The 1,119-nt window shown below is 68.9% G+C and carries 1 protein-coding gene; it reads left to right on the forward strand.

Annotated elements, in window-relative coordinates:
• On the forward strand, positions 1 to 1,119 hold a 1,119-nt coding region (locus tag A5760_RS04235; protein ID WP_155764197.1), incomplete at both ends, for a condensation domain-containing protein.

Genomic DNA, 1,119 nt, shown 5'->3' on the forward strand with positions numbered 1-1,119 from the left:
AACGCGACCAGCTTCATGGTGATGCAGGCCGCCCTGGCGGTGTTGCTCGCCAAGCTCAGCGCCAGTTCTGATGTGGCGGTGGGGTTCCCGATCGCCGGGCGCGGTGACCCCGCACTCGATGAGCTGGTCGGGTTCTTCGTCAACACCTTGGTGCTGCGCGTCGATGTGGCCGGGGATCCCAGTGTCGCCGAGCTGCTGGCCCAGGTGCGAGCACGCAGCCTGGCCGCCTACGAACACCAGGACGTGCCCTTCGAGGTGCTGGTGGAGCGGCTCAACCCGACCCGAAGCATGGCCCATCATCCGCTGGTGCAGGTGGTGTTGGCGTGGCAGAACTTCGCCGGGGACCCCACCGCCGGGCTCGCATTGGGTGATGTGCAGGCTACGCCGATGCCGGTGGACATGCGCACCGCCCGGATGGACCTGACGTTCTCGTTGGCCGAACGCTGGAGCGAGGCCGGTGAACTCGCCGGGATCGGCGGGACGGTGGAGTTCCGCACCGACGTGTTCGACACCCAGAGCATCGAAATGCTGATCGAGCGGTTGCGGCGAGTGTTGGCGGCCATGACCGCCGATCCCAGCCAGCGGTTGTCGTCGGTGGATGTGCTCGTTGACGCTGAGCACGGCCGCCTCGATCGGTGGGGCAACCGGGCGGCGTTGACCCGGCCCGCGCCCACACCGTTGTCGATTCCGGCCCTGTGGGCCGCCCAAGTCATGCGTGCGCCCGAAGCGCCGGCGGTGACCTTCGACGGCCACACGATGACCTACCGGGAGCTCGATGAAGCGTCGAACCGATTGGCGCATCGACTGGCCGGCCTGGGCGCCGGCCCGGGTAAGCGTGTGGCGCTGCTGTTGCCACGGTCGGCCGAGGCGGTCGTCGCGATAATGGCGGTGCTCAAAACCGGGGCCGCCTATCTGGCGATCGACCCGGCTGTGCCGACGGCACGGATCGAGTTCATGGTCGCCGATGCCGCACCGATCGCCGCGATCACCACCACTGGGCTGGCCGACCGGTTCGACGGGCGGGGCCTGCCGGTCATCGATCTCGACGACCCTCGCATTGCCGGCCACCCGTGCACGGGCTTGCCGGCGCCGGCCCCGGAGGAGATCGCCTACCTGATC

It is taken from the genome of Mycobacterium colombiense (genome assembly GCF_001665835.1).
In the GTDB taxonomy this organism is placed as follows: Bacteria; Actinomycetota; Actinomycetes; order Mycobacteriales; family Mycobacteriaceae; genus Mycobacterium; species Mycobacterium colombiense_A.